This is a genomic window from Mongoliitalea daihaiensis, assembly GCF_021596945.1.
Lineage (GTDB): Bacteria > Bacteroidota > Bacteroidia > Cytophagales > Cyclobacteriaceae > Mongoliitalea > Mongoliitalea daihaiensis.
Window position 1 is genome coordinate 3,138,157 of record NZ_CP063779.1, and the last position, 18,637, is coordinate 3,156,793.

The following is an 18,637-nucleotide window of genomic DNA, read 5'->3' on the forward strand; positions in this document are numbered from 1 at the left end:
TGATCTATATTCGCTATGTAATTGAAAAGAAAACTCATGTTTCAGGAACCCAAAAAATACACAGATAACGACCACTTCTTTTTTTAACCCACACAGGATTTGGAGAAAATATGCAATGCCCCACAAGATAAAGATGGTGTATTTAAAGTTTTATAATTGCGAAATGGAAAGGTGGAATTAGTTTACATTGGTTATTCTAATGGCGGCGGTCTCTACAACGAAATTGTAAATGGACTTCATTTCGACAAAAATCCTAGAAAAATTGGCTGGACTTATCAAATGCTTAAAGATAAAACCGAGGCGCCTGACATTTATTAGTATGTGACGAATGATCAGGAAAAAAGAAAGTCAGAGCAAGTTGAAATGTTGCAAGAATTTATAGCTTTTACAAGAAAATTACCGAGATGGAACAAATAAATGAACCAACGATGCGAAAGAATTTAGAAGCAGTAATAATTGTTGGAATAGCCGCTTAGATGATATTTGATGACGATCTCATTGATCTCTCACAGCTATCATTTTTCATACATTTCTTACATTAGCCTTCAACATGGAAAGAATTAAAATAGTCTGAAAAATGGAATTTTTAAAACCCGTAAGATTAGTATCTATCCTAAATCGAAAAAAAGACGATCCTAGTAAATTTGTTTTTACGGGTAACTTAACCATTCAGGAGACCGATATTCAACTGTTTAAATACAGAAAAGAAGCATTTGTTGAAGAGAAAAATATATCACCTGATATCCTTCATACATTTGAAAAGAACGGATATAATTATTGGTTGAATATCTACGGCTTAAATGAAACGGCAACCATAGCATCAATTTGTGAGAAACAAGGCATCCACAGCTTAGTGATCCAAGATATTTTAGATGTAAATCAAAGACCTAAATTTCAAGAGTATGAATATTTTTCTTTTTTGACTTTAAAATCCATTGTTCCTTCCGAAAATGAAATGATAACTGAACAAATTAGTTTTGTTTTTGGAGTAAACTTTTTGATCTCTTTTCAAGAAAGAAAAGCAGACTTTTTTGAACATCTCAGAATCAGGATAAGAGAAGACAAAGGGATCTTAAGGGAGCGTTCTGCTGATTATCTGCTCTATGCAATGCTTGAATCAATTTTAGACAATTATTTTAAGACTCTAAGTAGGGTAGACGAAGAGATTGAGAAATTTAATTTCACGAATACTAAAAAAGAACCATCTCCAAATGCACTTGAATTGATTGAAAATCATAAAAAATTTGTCCACTTTATTAAGAAGTCCATTCTTCCAATCAAAGAATTCGCACAAATAGTGGAGCGTGGAGAATGTCATTATATTGAAAAAAAGCACCTAAAATATTTTTTGGAAATCAAGGATTTATGCTTAACCCTGATTGATAATAGTGATATGATTCTTTCATCGCTTGAGAGTCAGACAAATTTATTTTTTTCTGTACAAGGTCATCGGATGAATCAAGTAATGAAAACCTTGACTATCGTGGCAACGATATTTATTCCTTTGACCTTCATTGCGGGTATTTATGGAATGAATTTTTCAAATATGCCCGAACTTGAATGGAAATATGGTTATGTGGGTATATGGTCTATTATGTTGAGTGTTTTCTTTGGTATGGTAATTTATTTTCGTAGGAAGAAATGGTTTTAAGGTGCTATTGGGTAAATCAATAGTACACACAACAAGAGGAGCTGAAATGGTAGTAGCTTTTGTTGTTGTTTTGAATATAGATGGGGCATAAAAGAAAGATCACAAATGTCACTTCACAGGCAATACCTCCATCTTTTCGATCTTTTTTTTTGAAACCAAAGTTGCTTTAAAAACTTTTTTAAACAATCTAAAGACTTCCTTGTTTGATCCATGTTAAACAAACTATCCAACTGATGAATTTATTAAGATCCTTATCCCTTACCGCCCTATGCGGTGCTATGTTTTTCGCAGTAAGTTGCGATAACAAATCTTCGGAAGTCACTGAAGAAGAAGTTGTAGAAGTTGTAGAGGTTGAAGAAACTCCTACGACCGTTGTAGATATTGCAGTAGGTTCAGCTGATCATACCACCTTGGTTGCAGCAGTATCAGCAGCAGGTCTAGTTGAAACTTTAAGCGGTGATGGTCCATTTACTGTTTTTGCACCTACCAACGATGCATTCGCTGCACTTCCTGCAGGTACTGTAGAAAGCTTATTGGAAGAAGCAAACAAAGATCAATTAACAGCTGTGTTGACATACCACGTAGTAGCTGGAAATGTGTTGTCAGGTGATCTATCTGATGGACAAGTTGTGACTACGTTGAATGGTCAAACTCTAACTGTAAGCATCAAAGATGGTAAAGTAATGATCAATGGCGCAACTGTTGTAGCTGCAGATCTTGCAGGTAGCAATGGCGTGGTACATGTAATTGATTCAGTATTATTACCAAAATAATTTTGATTAATAAGTGGTTTAAAATGTGTTTTACTCTCACCAAGTAAAAACGAATGGTTAAAAATGGGTATCCTACTTGGGTATCCATTTTTTTTGTAATTTTGATTTAAAGTTTATTAGTTGCCCATGAAATATTACCTACTTCTGATTTGTACGCTGTGTTCTTTTTCTCTTCATGCCAATGAATTGGTTAATGGGTATATCGTAATGGCTAATCAAGATACCATTCAGACATCCATAAAAATAGCTGGAAGAGCTCCCATTACCAATTCCCAAATCTTGGTTACAGTAGATGATGCGAGAGGAGAACAACTATTTCAGGCGGCAGATAAGCAAGTGCTAGGCTATGGATTTAAATTGAATCAGGTTAGTTATTCTTTCCGTTTTTTTGATATCCAACGAAGTTTTGGAAGTGCATTTTTCCGATTGATAGAAAATGGAGATAATTTTTTACTTTATGAAAACAAGGTAAAAGGAATCGATCGAACGGCAGAAGTACCCAACTCCCATTACGTCTTAATGAAGTCAAGCGGGGAGACGATCAATTTTACAACAGCTTTATTTAGCAATTGGAAAAAAGTAGTAAAAGAGTTTGTCTGGGACAATCCAGAAGCTTTAAAAGCTCTTAGTGACCTCAAAAGAAATGAAGTGCCAGCGTTCGTGCGATTCCTGAATAATATGTAAGGAAAAGTAAGAGGCTACCATAACCTTTAACAGTAGCATGAACAAAGTTTACCTTCCGATTAGGAAGGCAACTTTAATCAGTTTTTTTTGGCTATGCAAGTTAGTACTGTCTACTCAGCATATGCTCCAACTACGTGTATGTTTACTCATACAAAAATTAATTTTGGTTCAAGTTGTCTTTGGCAGTCTTGGAGTCAGGTTTTGTTGAGGTTCAATAATTGATACACTCAACCGCAGAATATTTAGTTTTTATGATTATCCGCTTTTATTCCAGTAGCTAAACAAATGAATATATTCATTATGCTTTCAAGCATCTGTTGACAGTGGATAGTTGACTGTGGTCCATTATCCGCAATAGTTCGGATATTACTTTGACTCTTGCTTAATTGCGGATAATTATATTAGTTTTTTGAAATCTTAAGCACTTTTCTCTTTTTCCATTTCTTTTTTAGGGAAAATCTTTGGTAATAAAAACAACATTAAGTGTTTCGTTTCAAAAAATTCTGCGGTAAATTTTTTGTTTTATTAAATAATATTCCATAAATTTAAACTAAGTATTAAGAATATTCTAAAATAGTCTTCGCCATAAAAATTTCTTTTAAACCTATTTTAGTTTGTTCTTCGGTGTAATTCTTATTTAAAATCTTTTGTGGATTTCAAAAAATAAAGATTTTTCAGATTACACTTATTGATTTTGCGTGCACTTAGTGCTTTAGGGTCCTCGTTCGTAGAGGTGTTTTAATTTTAATTGGAGATTGTTTTTTGGGTTCCAAAAATCTGGTTTTCAAAGTATCCTGTTATCATCAATTTAGTAATGATTGTAGAATGGATGTTGTAGAAATAGAAACGTTTCTTGTGAGCCTTTTTAAATTTAGGGTAATTCACCCTACAAAACCACAACAGCAACAGTTCAAAAGCTCTGGAAGTCCTGTGTTTGATGACTTTATTGCAACGCACAAGTTACAGACTGCAGAAACAACCGTATTACTCTTAGGGCTTATTCCTTTTTTGAATCCCAACTTTTTGTTTCATGCCATTAAAGAAATTTTTGATGCCATCAAGGATAAGCCCATTATCGGAGGCTATCGGGGCAAAAATCATCGTGGTATATTACCGAATGCTGAATTAGCACTATTTCTCTTGGCTGGAGAAGACTTACGCAATAGGATTCAATTCATGCATCTTTTTGAAAGTGATCACTTGTTTTCGAAAAAAAAGATCCTAAGTATTTCCAAACAAGAGGAGTTAGAACCCCATTATTCGAAGCCATACCTGATTAGTCAGGAGTACTTCGATCTTTTTGTTTTGGGTAAGAGGTATAGTCCTTCACTCAGCCCCAAGTTTCCAGCACAACTCCTCCAAACACAGTTGGAATGGTCCGATCTGGTTTTGGGAAGTAATACAGCTACTCAAATTGAAGAAATCAAAATCTGGTTGGATCATAATGCAGAGTTGATGAAAGATTCTGTTTTGGGAAAGAAGATTAAGTCCGGTTATGTAGCACTTTTTTATGGACCCTCTGGTACTGGGAAAACGCTTACAGCGACTTTATTGGGCACATACACTGGCAAGGACGTTTATAGAATAGATTTATCACAGGTGATTTCAAAGTATATAGGGGAAACTGAAAAAAATCTCTCTCAACTTTTTGAGGAAGCTAAAGATAGGGATTGGATACTTTTCTTTGATGAAGCAGATTCCATTTTTGGTAAACGTACCAATGTGAAGGATGCTCATGATAAGTATGCGAATCAAGAAGTCTCATACCTTCTTCAACAGGTTGAAAACCATGATGGCTTAGTCATATTAGCTTCCAATTTTAAAGGAAACATTGATACAGCTTTTACTCGGAGATTTCAATCCATCATCGAATTTGAAACGCCCAAAGCAAGCGAAAGATTGGAAATATGGAAGAAAGCCATTCCTGGAAGTTTGCCTCTAGAGGAAGCAGGAAGCTTAACCTCCATCGCACAAAAATATGAGTTGAATGGAGCCAATATTATCAATATAGTTCACTACGCCAGTTTGCAGTCTCTCCATATGAAAGAAAAAAAGCTGTCAACGCAGCACCTAATGAAAGGAATTAAGCGAGAGTTTAAAAAGGAGGGGAAAATTCTGTAAGCCAAAACTTATGATCTACGAAACCTTACATATCATCGCTTCGGATCTAGCAAATGCTTTTGTTGAACTGACTGAGCAGACGGGAATCGTTGAACTCAACCATGTAGGTAAATTAGAGGAAGATGGCCAAATGGATAAAGTAATTATATCATTGGTGCATGTGATGCAGGAGGCTACGCTTAAAAATCTTCCAAATCAGATTCAGCAAGACAATCAAGTTCAACGGCTTAATAAAAAAATTCCCTTGAATCTGTATGTGATTTTTTGCAGTAATTTCTCGGACTACGATAATGCGCTCAAAAACTTATCCTTTATCCTCGAGTATTTTCAAGCTAAAAAGGTATTCACAGATAAAAACACTTTTTTCAATAGGGAAAGTGAAATGTTAAGAAACTTGGCGGATTTTAGATTTTCTGTAGAATTGTTTAGCCCATCATTTGATGAATTAAATCAGATTTGGGGTACTCTAGGTGGCAAGCAGGTACTTTCCGCTATATATAAAGTTAGTGTAATTGATATCGAATTGCGAAAACCTCAATCGCAGGTAGGTCAAATTACAAGTGTTCAACTCAAAACTCAAGGATGATGGCGACTGCTTTGACATATCGACCACTCATTGAGATCACTATTTTACATGATTATTTTTTGGATAGAGGATTGTCCCGCTTTGAAGAGGTAGAAGCGGAAATTCAGGCACAGCGGCTCAGTAATTATCACTGGAATCATTTTCTGTCATTAGTACCTAGCAAGGCTACCTCTGAACTATTGGCCAATCATCGTTTACTATTTAGAAGCAGCAGGGACCGTTGGACATTGATTGGGCAATTGTACAATGATCGTACACCATTGATCTCCTTGAGTTCGCAAGATGTACTTCAATTTTTCTTAGTGGTCAAGGATCCTGATTTTCTTCAGTACACAGCCTTAGACTTAAATACTAGTCGGATGCTGTTATTGGCTAATCATCCTCCATTTGATCATATCCCATCTTTACCAGCAGTGAATGAAGGGATACTTGAATCAAATTTTTTAATCTCCAAAGAACAATTGGCTAGAAATTTTATCGGGGAGATGATTCTTCCTACAAGTTGTATTGGATTACTTTCCATAGCAGTAGATCCTTATGATCCAAGCTATGAGGGCATATTGGCAGGAGATGGGACCTATCGTCTTCCGCTTAGTTGGACCATTCGGTTTCCTAATAGGCAAACCTTTTGGAGGTACATATTTCAATCAGGTGAGGTGTTGACGACTTCGCAACCCTTGCCCATGACGAAAAATGGATTTATTCACATGACCGATGATTACATCGATGATGTGGAATCTTTTGATATACAGTTTCCAAACCCTTCATCTCCAAGCATACTACTGGAAAACTCAAACGCTATTTCACAAATATTTCTAACCATCTAAAACATTCAAATTATGGCAAGTACATACAAAACCCCGGGTGTCTATGTGCGGGAGGTCTCCAAATTCCCTCCCTCAGTTGCACAGGTAGAAACCGCCATCCCGGCTTTTATCGGCTACACCCAAAAAGCCAAAGAGATCAATAACGATGATTTGTTGAATAAGCCTACCCGGATTACATCGGTTTTGGACTTTGTAACCCTGTTTGGCGGTGCTCCCGATGTGACTATCACTTCTATCAATCTAGGCCCAAACAATGAGGTCTTGGGAGTAGACGTGTCCGAGCGCTATTACCTCTATGAAGCCATAAGAATGTTTTATGCCAATGGTGGTGGACCTTGCTACATTGTATCGGTAGGGAAATATGGAGATACTGTACAAAATGGAGATGGAATTGGTCCAGGATTGCTGAAAGGTTTGGATGCTATCCGCAAGCAGGATGAACCCACCATTCTCCTGTCTCCTGACGCTTCTATTATGTCCCAAGCGGATATGAATACCCTTCATACAGCCATGTTGAGACAATGCAATGACTTGCAAGATCGTTTTTGTGTATTTGATTTGAAGGAAAATTCAGACAAGGATTACGCTGAAATCGTGGATGACTTTCGGGATGGAATTGGGATGAGTTTCCTCAAATACGGTGCTGCATATACTCCTTGGTTAAAAGCTAATCTTCCACGGGATATTTCATATAAAAACCTCAAAGGACGTATTTCTTCCGGTGGGTCAACCATAACACTGGCAGACTTGGTTGATGATGCGAGAGTCAAAAGCCTAGCAGATAGTTTGGATAATTTGGTGGATGACTTTCAAGAAATACAATCGGCTTTCAACAGCATCAAAACCCTTTCATTTACTTCCATTGAGGCACGAGTAGAACGCTTGATTGCTAATCTGCGCTTAAACAGAAACAGAGACTCCCTCATTCAGCTGCTGACATTTTATGTGCAGGTCATTGATACTGTAAGGGATGTCATCGATGTGGGTTCATTGACCAATATCACTATTCGTCATCGAGATGATGCAGGTTTTCTTTTTGAGACTCTTCAGGGTAAGTTGGCAGGATCGGAATCCTCTGGAGCTATTTTTGAGGTTGTAGAAGAAATCAGAAAAATGATGGCGGATTCCAGCTCCCTTTCTTCCGCCTTTGCCATTGTATCTGCATCAGGTTTGGATTTGACGACAGGAAGCTCATCCTCGACCGTTTATTTTGGTGAAGGTACCAATAATTCAGAACGCATTTCTCCGCATATACGGGCTGTGGCTGGGTTTTGGCCAGTGCTGCGATCTTCTCTAGATTTTATTTTAGAGAGCACGGAAGATTTGATCAAAAGCACTCAAGAAGTGGCCAAAGATGTCATTCCAGCCCTCAAAAATATTTTTCAAGCGATCAGAAAAGAATACCTGACCCTTCCTCCAAGTTCGAGCATTGCAGGAGTGTATGCATTGGTGGATAATTCACGAGGTGTGTGGAAAGCTCCTGCCAATATCTCCTTAAATCAAGTAGTCGATGTCACTACCCTGATTGACCGACAGATACAGGATAACTTGAATATCCATCCTGACACTGGCAAATCCATCAATGCTTTACGACCATTTGCAGGTAAAGGTATTATGGTATGGGGTGCGCGAACTCTGGCTGGAAACGATAACGAATGGCGATACATATCTGTTAGGAGATTCTTTAACATGGCAGAAGAGTCAATTAAGAAAGCAACTGAACAATTTGTCTTCGAGCCTAACGATGCCAATACTTGGGTGAAAGTGCGAGCGATGATAGAAAATTTCCTGGTTCTACAATGGAGGGCAGGAGCCTTGGCTGGAGCCAAACCAGACGATGCATTCTATGTCAGAATTGGGCTTGGACAAACGATGACAGCACAGGATATACTAAATGGATATATGATTGTAGAAATCGGTATGGCAGTCGTCAGACCTGCTGAGTTCATCATCTTGAACTTTTCTCACAAAATGCAAGAATCTTAATCAATTGACCACATCTAACAATTACAAATATGAGCTATCCCTTATCCAAGTTTCACTTCGCAGTAGAGTGGGGTGGAGCAAAAATAGGTTTTACAGAGGTATCTGGTTTGGACCTCGAAACTGAAGTTATCGAATACAGGCATGGGGCAAGTCCTGAGTATGGGAAAATAAAAATGCCTGGTCTCAAAAAAGAAGCCGCAATCACGTTGAAGCGAGGCACATTTGCTTCTGACAATGAGTACTTCGAATGGTACAAAACCATATCCATGAATAAGGTGGAACGAAGGGACCTCACTATTTCCTTGCTCAACGAAGAACATGAGCCCGTGGTGGTATGGCAGGTAAAAAATGCCTGGCCTACCAAAATACAGTCCACTGATTTAAAAGCAGATGGAAATGAGGTGGCCATTGAAAGTATGGAGTTGGTACACGAAGGTTTGACTATCCTTAATCAATAACCCATGACTTATTATCCCCCTGTTGCATTTCATTTTAAAGTCGAATTCTCAGGTATTTCTGAACAGCAGTTGGATGTCGAATTTCAATCAATTGCTGGGTTGACGTCGGAATTGGAGCTGGAAGAAATCTCCGAAGGGGGAGAGAATAGGTTTAAACACACCTTACCAATCAAAAGTAAGTATAGCAACCTCATCCTGCGAAGAGGTATAGTGGTGGATTCTAAACTTATCCAATGGTGTCAGAGAGCCTTGGAAGATTTTGAGTTTTCACCAGTTGATTTGACAGTCAAGTTACTTAATGAAAAACATGAACCTCTCCTTAGCTGGTCAGTAGTACATGCGATTCCTGTGAAATGGGAAGTAGCCGAATTCAATTCTCTTGAGAGCAAGGTCATGATGGAAACGCTTGAGCTTAGCTATAATTATTTCAAAATCATTAAATTATAAGTAATGCCCATAGAAATCAGAGAGCTGCATATCAAAGTAAATGTCACTCCCGAGCGCGAACAAGCGCCGAGACAATCATCTGCAACGGGAAAAGATATAGTGCAGGAAGTAGTGGAAGCAGTTATGGAAACTATTGAACGCAAGAAAGAACGATAATGAAAAACTCAGGAGCCCTTAAAAAATTATTTATCAAGGCATTTTCGGATGAAGAATTTAAGAATGAGGTACCTAATGGCACCTATACAGCTTTACTGAACCCTGATAGTTACACCTTCTCTTACACGACTGTTCAAAATGAAGATCAGGCACCTGGTACGAGTAGTGTAGCTCCGAAGTTTAATAAAATCCTGCCTCAAGAGTTGACATTTGAGTTTCTCTTTGACCGAACGGGAGCTATCCAAGATAGTCCCGCAGGTCCTGATGGTATCATCGATGATATCGAGCAGTTTAAGCGGGTAACCTATGATTATCAGGGTGATCAGCATAGACCCAATTACCTGAAGATTGCATGGGGCTCCCTGCTTTTTAAAGGAGTGTTGACAAGTCTAGATATTGCATTCAAGCTTTTTCGGCCGGATGGAACTCCTCTGAGAGCCGTAGCAAGTTTGAAGGTCATTGGGTTTGTCGAAGATAACTTGCGAGTTGCCATCGAAAATAATCAATCCCCGGATCTTACACATTTCCGGGAGGTGAAGCAAGGCGATACACTGCCCTTGATGAGCAGTAGGATCTACGGAGATTCTAAGTATTATTTAGAAGTAGCTAAAGCCAATAAAATTTATGATTTCAGAAATCTCCAAGTGGGTACCCAAATCTACTTTCCGCCTTTAGATAAAACCAACCTATGAATTCAGAAGCAATCAATACTGGCAGAAACCCGGATTTGGTAACCACCACCATTCGTATTGACGGTGTTGAGTTATCCAATACCTTTCAGTTGCTGCATGTGACGGTGCATAAAGAAGTGAATAGAATTCCTATGGCCAAGCTTATATTTTCGGATGGAGATGTGGCGGCAAGAGATTTCCATGTCAGTAATTTACCTGATCTAATGCCAGGGAATATGCTTGAAATTTTTGCAGGCTACCATAGTGATGAGAGTCGTATATTCAAAGGAATCATCATTAAACATCAGATCAAGGTAAAAGCTTCCTCCTCCATGCTGATTGTAGAATGCAAGGATAAGGCTGTAAAAATGACTGTGGGACGAAAAAGTAATACGTTCCATGACATGCGAGATTCAGAAGCCATAGAGTCAATTTTATCTAATTATGCTTTGGAGCATGAAGTAGAGTCTTCCCCAGGAATTCATAAAAAGCTTGTACACTATCATGCCACTGATTGGGATTTTATGGTCTCTCGGGCTCAATCCTGCGGCTTTCTATGCTTTGTTTCGGATGGAATAGTGAAAGTTTCCAAACCTGAAACAAATCAGGAATCTTTGCAAAAAGTTACTTTGGGAAGCACTATACTGGATTTTGATGCCCAAATGGATGCACGTGATCAATATCAAAAGGTAACAGCCCAAACCTGGGACGAAGAACTTCAAGAGCTTGTGGAATGGGAAAAAACATTGGAAAATATTTCACTCCATGGAAATTTCAGAAATGAAAGCCTTGCAGCAGTTATTGGTTTGGAGAAGTATGAGTTGAAAAATGGTGCCAATATTTCAGATGAACTCCTTCAAGCTTGGAGCCAAGGAACGATGCTATTTCAGGAGCTGGCAAAAGTCAGAGGACGTGTAAAATTTCAAGGAATTGGATCTGTTTTACCGAATACCTGTATTGAATTGGAAGGAGTAGGCGACCGATTCTCTGGAAAAGCATGGGTATCAGGTGTGTTTCATCAGATTCATGAAGGTAATTGGACAGTGGATGTACAGTTTGGATTAAATCCTGAATGGTTTTCTGAATCATATCCCATTCATGCCTCTGCTGCTTCTGGGTTGCTCCCAGCTATTAAAGGACTTCATATTGGTGTGGTAAGTCAGCTACAAAGTGATGATGGAGATGAGAAAATTTTGGTAAAAATACCGATTATCACATCCGCAGATGAGGGTTTGTGGTGCAGGATAGCCTCCTTGGACGCTGGGAAAGAACGGGGGATTTTTTTTAGACCTGAAATCGGAGATGAGGTGGTCGTTGGTTTTTTGAACGAAGATCCCAATCAGCCCATTGTACTTGGCAGCATGCACAGTGCTAGCAAACCTGCACCTATCGAGGCGGATGATAGTAATCATGAAAAAGGAATTTTCACTCGGGAGAATTTAAAGATCCTTTTTAATGATGCTACCAAGACCATTCGGATAGAAACACCAAAGGGAAAGCAGATCATCTTGGATGAGGATGAAAATCAACTGATGCTTCAGGATGAACACGGTAATCAACTCACAATGAATAGTGAAGGCATACAACTGACGACAGACAAGGATTTGAAATTGAAAGCTTCGGGAGATCTAGTATTGGAAGGTATGAATATCACTGTGGATGCAAGTGCTCAAGCAAAACTCTTGGGGGCTGGCGGTGCAGAAATCAGCAGCAGTGCTGCTACAGTAGTCCAAGGAAGTATTGTACAAATAAATTAGAACGATGGGAATGCCAGCAGCAAGAATCAACGATATGCACGTATGTCCAATGGTGACAGGTTCCGTGCCACATGTAGGAGGGCCAATTCTTCCCCCAGGGGAAGGGACCGTTCTAATCGGAGGAATGCCTGCAGCCCGGGTAGGCGATATGGCGACTTGTACCGGCCCACCTGATACCATTATTGCTGGGTCAAGTACAGTTTTGATTGGCGGGATGCCTGCTGCAAGAGTAGGAGATAGTACGGCCCATGGAGGTTCGGTAGTTTCAGGAGAATTTACAGTTTTAATTGGCTAGATATGGAGTCTAAAAAACCATTTTTAGGTAAGGGTTGGTCCTTTCCTCCTGCTTTCAGTAAGCAATTTCGTAATGTGCAAATGCTTGAAGGAGAGGTGGATATAGAAAGTAGTTTGGAACTATTGCTTTCCACCAAACAAGGAGAGCGCATCATGCATCCGAATTTTGGCTGCAACTTAGAAGAATTACTGTTTAATCCACTGGACAGAACGCTGATTACCTACATCACAGATTTGATCAAAACAGCTATCCTATATTACGAACCAAGAATAGATGTGCTGAAAATTCAAATTTTCGAAGATCAATTGATTGATGGTAGAGTGAATATCCACATAGCCTACTTAGTCAGGGCTACCAACGCTCGAAAAAACAAAGTATTTCCATTCTATAAAGACGAGGGCATAGAAATCTAGGTATGGCTGGACAGACAAACGATAGCATGAGGATTCATAAAAGGAACGGTTCTACTCAGAAAGGCCGTTATCACAAGAATCTCGATCCTTCCCAACTTCAGCTGATGGAGCTAGGTGTAGAGGACTGGGTTCTGTTTGCCTGTAAGCTAGCCAAGGAGATTAATTTTTTCAATGCATCCAATCAGCAGGATGGTGATTGGTCTATTTTTTTTCAACAAGTATTGGATACACCCATGGATATAGATCAAGCAAATGCTTTTGAACTAGAATCCATGAAAAGCACTATCCAAAAAGCGCTTATGAGCGCTCAAATTCAGGGAGATCTTACGCCTCACTTAACACTGTTTATTGCATTTCTGAAGCTTTTGGAATTCAGTCGTTCTCACCTCAATACGTTAACCAAAAAACACTTGGATTTCTATTATCGGGAAGTTTTGAAATTTGATAAGCAAGCCCCAACTTCAGATTCTGTTTATGTGGTATTGGAGCTGGCTAAAAATGCTGCCAATCTCCGATTGGAGTCAGGAACCACCTTTTTAGCTGGTAAAAATCAAGCAGGTGAAAACCTTTTGTATAAAAACAGTGGTGAAATGGTCATCAATACCATTCAAGTAGAAGGAATTCGTACACTTTTTCATGACAAACCAGGGGAGATACTTACACAAGCTATCATAAAAGACCCCTTGATGGGCGAGCATGTAGCGTTACAAAAGCAGGAGAGTTGGGCTACTTTTGGGAACCATTTAGTACAAGAGGAGGAAGCTTTGCATCAGCCTTTATTGGGCTTCGTCATTGCATCGCAGACATTGTTGCTTAGAGAAGGCACCCGCCATATTAAACTCATATTTAATTTTCAAAACCAGCTTACAATCTCTGAGGAAGATTTTCTGAATACAGTTCAAGTTTTCTTTTCTACTGCCGATGAATGGATACTGTATGAGATGAATGATCAGGAAATTGTTATCAACAATCCCCAGCAATTAATCCTTTCTTTTGAATTGGATAACACGTTTCCTTCTTTAGTTCCATTAGAAACCAAAGATCCAGTTTGGCATCAACTGAGTGGGCTGCCTGCTATGAAATTTGAATTTTTAGTAGCGAATGAAACATCCTACAAGGTATTCAATGATTTCTCAACCATTCCATTGGATGCTATAGAAGTAAATGTGGATGTTCAAGACGTTCGGAATATTCATTTGGAAAATGATCAGTCTATTCTCAATCCTACCAAACCATTTTACCCGTTTTCTACCAGACCCTTTGCAGGTTCAAGTTTTAGTTTTGGTTATCCCGAAGCATTTAGCAAAAAGTGCACAAAAGTCAATCTTTCGTTCGCTTGGAAAAATACCCCTGCCGATTTTAGGGAACATTACAGCGCTTATGTTGAGGAAGCAAAGAAGAATATATCCTCTATGTTTTTTGTGACTTCCTTGCATACCATGTACTTACAAGAACAAAAGAAGTACAAATCCATTCCTTTTACTGGAGAAAAATCGTTGCTCATCGATAGGCTCGAAAAAACAGGACTCAAAGGTGTGGAAAATATACCGTATGAAAAACCGGCAACAAAGGAAAACCAAAATTCGATTGTTGGTTCCAATCAACATTTCAATTATACCCTACAAGTTCTGCAACATGGTCAAACGCTGACTGCAGGAGGGCAGGGCGATACTCATGCACTTTTTCTCAAACCAACTCTTGAATCAGGATTTGAATTTAATTTAAATTATAATGAAGCTATTGAAAATAGACCTTCTGCGACCATTCGGGTGAATCTCCAACAGTCTTTTTTGCATGAACTATATCCCAAAATATTGGCGATGATTTTGACTTCGGAAGTGGCAAATAAGATATTACCAAATGAACCCTATACACCTTTAGCTGCAGATTTAAAACTTTCTTACAAAGCAAATACGCAGATTACAAAGCAAACTGCTACCAATAAGCTTTTTTACATTCATCCGTTTGGTTTGGGAGAAAAGAATGGTCAAACGCTGATTAGCTCTGCTTATCAGCAAGGAGGAAACCTCTACCTCGGATTGTCAGAAGCAAAACCAAATGATACGCTTTCCCTACTTTTTCAACTGGATGAAGGAACAGAAAACCCTTTGTCTGTCAATGGAGTACCTGTTCAGTGGTCTATTTTGGGATCATCTGATTGGGAGTCCTTGTCACCTGAGGCCATCTTAATGGACGAGACCAATAACCTGCTTTCTTCTGGAATAGTCAGATTGCAGTTGCCAAGAGTCTTACATCAATCCAACACTGCCTTTCCATTGGGCTTGACTTGGCTCAGGCTTCACATACAAGCAGCAAGTGATTCAGTTTGCCGTAGCTTCAATATCCATGCGCAGGCAGTTAAATTGCATGCAAATGACCCTTGGAAAGCAACTCATTTACCCGCTCAATTGCCTTCTCAGACTATATCAAAGCTTGAAAAAAGAACGGCTCCCATTAAATCCATTACTCAACCTTACGCAAGCCTTGGGGGAAAGCCTCTAGAATCAGACTTAAATTTATACAGAAGAATATCTGAGCGACTTCGTCATAAAAATAGAGCGATCACTTTATGGGATTATGAACATTTGGTTTTGGAGGAGTTTCCAGAAATCCTCTTATCAAAATGTCTTAATCACACCTTTGGAGATTGTTTTCATGCACCCGGTCACGTGACGCTTGTGGTAGTACCCAAGCATAGACCTTTAGATTTTTCATTTCTTAACTACCCAAAAGTATCTGAGGGAAAGCTTTTGGAAATCAAGCAGTTTATAGAGCAATTTATAAGTCCGTCCATTGAAGTGCACGTCAAAAACCCACACTATGAGCAAGTGGATATTGAGTTGTCCGTGCGATTAAAGTCGGGCTTTGATTGGAATTTCTATGAGGGGCAGCTTAAAAAGGATTTGATTAATTTTCTTTCCCCTTGGGCTTTTGACTTGAATGCTTCCGTTAATTTTAATAGGGAAATTCATCGAAGTCAGTTGGTTTATTTTGTTGAAAATCTGGAGTATATAGATTTTATTGGTGACCTATCTTGGAGGATAGGTATACACAAGCAAGGTAAAAGGATTCTTCCAAGCTCACCTTTGACCGTCATAGTCAGTGGGTCGGAACATAGGGTAACTGAGCTTGATAAAATATGTGCTAAATAATAGACTATGGCGCTTTCCCAGACCAAAATAGCGAAATCTATACAAAGCAAGGATGACCTTGATTTTGAATTCCTGAGAAAGAAAGGAATCGAATATATTGAATCCTTGGGGAGTAAACTATGGACCGATTACAATACGCACGATCCCGGAATCACGATTTTGGAACTTCTTTGTTATGCAATCACTGATTTAGGTTTACGGATAAGTATGCCAGTAGAGGATTTGTTGCATGGGTCGGCAGGAAAGCAACAGTTTTTTGAAGCACATGAAATTCTCCCCAATCAAGCACTTACAGCATTGGATTACAGAAAACTTCTTATCGATGTAGATCCAGTGCAAATTCATAACTGTTTTCTCCTCAAACATCAGCCGACACTCTATATTAATTGCCGGGATGGACTAGTCAGTTTAGACTCAAAAATTATCCAAAATCTTCCCCATCCCTTAGGAAAGCAAACACCTATTAAAGGACTATACACCCTTTGGCTTGACTTAGCTGACGAAGTACAACAACAAAGTCAATTGGTAGAAGCAGTACTTCAACGATTTCATGCCAACCGTAACCTGTGTGAAGACATCGCATCGGTACAATTTATTAAAAAAGAAAAAATCAAGGTCTGTGCCTCCATCGAGCTTGCTCCTCAAGCAGATGAACATCAGATCTATGCGCAAATAGTACTAATTATCGAAGCCTATTTTTCACCAAAGGTGCAATTTTATTCCTTGAAAGAGCTTTTGGATACTGGCATGACTTCGGATAAAATTTTTGAGGGGCCTCTACTTGAACATGGTTTTATCAAAGATGAGGAGCTTCACCAAAAGCAGTTGAGATCGGAAGTTCGATTGAGTGATTTGATAAACTTAATCCAATCGATTGAGGGTGTACAGGTGATAGAGGATATGAGTATTTCCTATTGTACCGGTACTTCAGAAGCATCGGACGCATGGAACCTATGCATTAAACCGCATCATAAACCCTCTTTGTGCGAGGAGAAAAGTGTATTTACACTTACCAAAGAAGGCCTACCGCTGACAGTAGCCAAGGCAAAAGTAGCCGCATACCGAGAGCGATTGACGCAACAGGAACAGGTAAACCTGCTTGGAAAATCCAAGGATAAAACGTTAGACTTTCCCTCAGGTTCTCGTAATCCCATAGGAGTATACCGTAGCATCAGCCATAACTTTCCAGAAAACTACGGTATAGGAGAGGTTGGATTATCGGATCAAGAATCCCCTGCACGATTGGCGCAAGCCAAACAGTTAAAGGGATACCTGCTGTTTTTTGATCAGATCTTGGCAAGTTACTTTAAGCACTTAGCTATGGTCAAAGATCAATTATCGATGAATGGGACTCTTCATGGGAGTTATTTTTCGCAGGCGATAAAGGATATGAAAGGAGTCGAAGAACTCCTAAAAGATTTTGAAGACTATTCAAAGAAAGATTTATTCAATAATTTGGATGACAGCGATCGGAGGATTACTCAAGTCAAAAACCATCTGATTGCTCGGTTTGCTGAGAATTTCGGTAACTATGCTTTTCTAATGAAGAATCTCTATGGAGATATATCTGATGAGATTGTATACAAAAATATGCATGCTTTCATTCGAAATTATGATAGCATCAGTAGAAAGCGTGGATCTGCTTTTAACTATTACAAACAAACAGAATCCATGCTTTGGAACACATACAATGTGTCTGGCTTAGAGAATAGGATTGCGGCTCTTTTGGGAATCAAGCTTTCAGATGAAAAGTCCTATAAAAGAGAATCCATCAGCACCAAGTTTGTTGAAATATACCTTGCCAATGCGACAGAATATCGCTGGAGAATACGGGATACCCACAGTCAAATTGTATTAACTGCAACCGAAAATTATACAACAGTAGAAGCCGCCGAGCAGGAAATGTATCAAAGCATATTCAAGGCGATCAATTCAGATCGAAAGGCTATCCAAAATATCCGCAATACTAACTTCAGAAGAAGAAAATCGGTACATGTAATTGAGATTGTGAAATCTGAAGAAGGACAGTTTTCCTTCAATATCATCAACCCTTCTATCCGCTCTCTCCAAGACCCCAAACGTATCATTGCACGTCAATTCCGCTTATTTGACACTATTGAAGAAGTAAAAGCTGCTATTTTTGATTTAATCGATTTTCTGATGGACCAATTCACCGATGAAGGAATTCATGTAGTGGAACATCTTTTACTGCTTCCTGGAAAGCAACATCAGTCCAATCCAACGTTTTATTTTCCAATTTGTAAAGAAGATTGTAATTCAGCTTGTTCGGCAGATCCCTATTCTTTTCGGCTAAGTGTAGTACTACCTGGTTATACCCAACGATTTTCTGATATGAATTTTAGGGCATTTGCAGAAGACCTGATTCGTCGGGAGATACCGGCTCATATCCTTGCAAAAATTTGCTGGGTAGGTTACCGCAAAAACTCTATTGATGATAGTAAAAACGATTTACTTCAATTTGAAGAAAATCTCAGGATGTTCCTGATCGACAAAGCAGCGGGGAGACAAACTTCTATCCCAGCATTCATCCAATCTATCCAACAGCTCAAGAATATTTATCCTTCCGGTCATTTGCACGATTGTGCTAGTGAGGGTACTGAGGGAAAAATCATTCTTGGTAGAACAAATTTATGAATTTA

At 38.9% G+C, this 18,637-nt stretch carries 16 protein-coding genes; all 16 read left to right on the plus strand.

Translation table 11 applies throughout. From position 1 onward, the window contains the following. The first annotated feature begins 577 nt into the window (after positions 1 to 577). The 16 genes from corA (at position 578) to IPZ59_RS13300 (ending at position 18,632) form a co-directional block, all read left to right on the plus strand. Positions 578 to 1,651, plus strand: a complete 1,074-nt coding sequence (gene corA / locus IPZ59_RS13225) for a magnesium/cobalt transporter CorA (protein WP_236136524.1) — start codon at positions 578 to 580, stop codon at positions 1,649 to 1,651. A gap of 233 nt (positions 1,652 to 1,884) precedes the next feature. After that, on the plus strand, positions 1,885 to 2,424 hold the full coding sequence (locus IPZ59_RS13230; RefSeq protein ID WP_236136525.1) for a fasciclin domain-containing protein: 540 nt from the start codon (positions 1,885 to 1,887) through the stop codon (positions 2,422 to 2,424). A 126-nt stretch (positions 2,425 to 2,550) separates the two neighbouring features. Next, positions 2,551 to 3,108 (plus strand): hypothetical protein, encoded by a 558-nt coding sequence (locus IPZ59_RS13235; protein WP_236136526.1) that lies wholly within the window; start codon positions 2,551 to 2,553, stop codon positions 3,106 to 3,108. 855 nt (positions 3,109 to 3,963) lie between these two features. Then, positions 3,964 to 5,229: an ATP-binding protein gene (locus IPZ59_RS13240; protein ID WP_236136527.1), complete on the plus strand. Its 1,266-nt coding sequence runs from the start codon at positions 3,964 to 3,966 to the stop codon at positions 5,227 to 5,229. 10 nt (positions 5,230 to 5,239) lie between these two features. Then, positions 5,240 to 5,815: a DUF4255 domain-containing protein gene (locus tag IPZ59_RS13245; RefSeq protein WP_236136528.1), complete on the plus strand. Its 576-nt coding sequence runs from the start codon at positions 5,240 to 5,242 to the stop codon at positions 5,813 to 5,815. Next, on the plus strand, positions 5,812 to 6,642 hold the full coding sequence (locus IPZ59_RS13250) for a hypothetical protein (RefSeq protein WP_236136529.1): 831 nt from the start codon (positions 5,812 to 5,814) through the stop codon (positions 6,640 to 6,642). Before IPZ59_RS13245 ends, IPZ59_RS13250 begins: the two co-directional genes overlap by 4 nt. 12 nt (positions 6,643 to 6,654) lie before the next feature. Further along, positions 6,655 to 8,628 carry a phage tail sheath family protein gene (locus tag IPZ59_RS13255; RefSeq protein ID WP_236136530.1) on the plus strand — a complete coding sequence of 658 codons (1,974 nt, stop codon included), beginning with the start codon at positions 6,655 to 6,657 and terminating at the stop codon, positions 8,626 to 8,628. Between the two features lie 29 nt (positions 8,629 to 8,657). After that, positions 8,658 to 9,086 carry a phage tail protein gene (locus tag IPZ59_RS13260; RefSeq protein ID WP_236136531.1) on the plus strand — a complete coding sequence of 143 codons (429 nt, stop codon included), beginning with the start codon at positions 8,658 to 8,660 and terminating at the stop codon, positions 9,084 to 9,086. A 3-nt stretch (positions 9,087 to 9,089) separates the two neighbouring features. Next, positions 9,090 to 9,533, plus strand: coding sequence for a phage tail protein (locus tag IPZ59_RS13265; protein ID WP_236136532.1), 444 nt, complete (start codon positions 9,090 to 9,092; stop codon positions 9,531 to 9,533). A gap of 3 nt (positions 9,534 to 9,536) precedes the next feature. Next, positions 9,537 to 9,689, plus strand: a complete 153-nt coding sequence (locus IPZ59_RS13270) for a DUF5908 family protein (RefSeq protein WP_236136533.1) — start codon at positions 9,537 to 9,539, stop codon at positions 9,687 to 9,689. Further along, positions 9,689 to 10,381, plus strand: coding sequence for a CIS tube protein (locus IPZ59_RS13275; RefSeq protein ID WP_236136534.1), 693 nt, complete (start codon positions 9,689 to 9,691; stop codon positions 10,379 to 10,381). Before IPZ59_RS13270 ends, IPZ59_RS13275 begins: the two co-directional genes overlap by 1 nt. Next, positions 10,378 to 12,117 (plus strand): type VI secretion system tip protein VgrG, encoded by a 1,740-nt coding sequence (vgrG, locus tag IPZ59_RS13280; protein WP_236136535.1) that lies wholly within the window; start codon positions 10,378 to 10,380, stop codon positions 12,115 to 12,117. The genes IPZ59_RS13275 and vgrG overlap by 4 nt, the downstream gene beginning before the upstream one ends. Before the next feature lie 4 nt (positions 12,118 to 12,121). Beyond that, positions 12,122 to 12,412 (plus strand): PAAR domain-containing protein, encoded by a 291-nt coding sequence (locus IPZ59_RS13285; protein WP_236136536.1) that lies wholly within the window; start codon positions 12,122 to 12,124, stop codon positions 12,410 to 12,412. Positions 12,413 to 12,414: 2 nt separating this feature from the next. After that, positions 12,415 to 12,825, plus strand: coding sequence for a GPW/gp25 family protein (locus IPZ59_RS13290; protein WP_236136537.1), 411 nt, complete (start codon positions 12,415 to 12,417; stop codon positions 12,823 to 12,825). 26 nt (positions 12,826 to 12,851) lie between these two features. Further along, the gene (locus tag IPZ59_RS13295) at positions 12,852 to 15,977 is read left to right on the plus strand and encodes a baseplate J/gp47 family protein (RefSeq protein ID WP_236136538.1); all 3,126 of its coding nucleotides are present in this window, start codon (positions 12,852 to 12,854) and stop codon (positions 15,975 to 15,977) included. A gap of 6 nt (positions 15,978 to 15,983) precedes the next feature. Then, a complete protein-coding gene (locus IPZ59_RS13300; protein WP_236136539.1) occupies positions 15,984 to 18,632 on the plus strand; it encodes a YegP family protein in 2,649 nt (882 codons plus the stop codon). The last annotated feature ends 5 nt before the right edge of the window (positions 18,633 to 18,637 follow it).